Source organism: Micromonospora sp. URMC 106 (genome assembly GCF_051386395.1).
Lineage (GTDB): Bacteria > Actinomycetota > Actinomycetes > Mycobacteriales > Micromonosporaceae > Micromonospora.
The window spans coordinates 1-343 of the sequence record NZ_JBPQTP010000263.1 but is presented as its reverse complement, the minus strand read 5'-3'; the positions used below and the strand labels follow the sequence as shown (position 1 = coordinate 343).

The window sequence follows — 343 nt, the reverse complement described above, 5'->3', positions numbered from 1 at the left end:
ACCTCCGGCCCCCCGCCGGCCCAGCCGTACCCCCACCAGCCGTACGGCGGCTACCCCGCCACGCGGCAGGACGGCTACCCGGCCGGCGGCTACCCCGCCACGCCGCAGGACGGCTTCCCCGCCGGTGGGTACGCCGGCTACCCGCAACACTTTCCCGGCGGGCACCACCCGGGCGGCGGGCCGGCGCGGCCGCGGCAGCTCAACCTGATCCTGACGCTGGGCATCGTCGGGCTGCTGGTGCTCTGCCTCGGCGGGGGTGCCGTGGGCTACGTCGCCCTCTCCGAGAACGAAACCCCCGGCCCGACCCCCACCCCGACGCCGACGGCGGCCTCGAGCCCCACGC

General features: G+C 78.1%; 1 pseudogene. It reads left to right on the top strand.

Annotation, left to right across the window (positions count from 1 at the left end):
* Nucleotides 1-343: pseudogene (locus tag ACSNOB_RS32045) on the top strand (hypothetical protein); the annotation flags it as partial.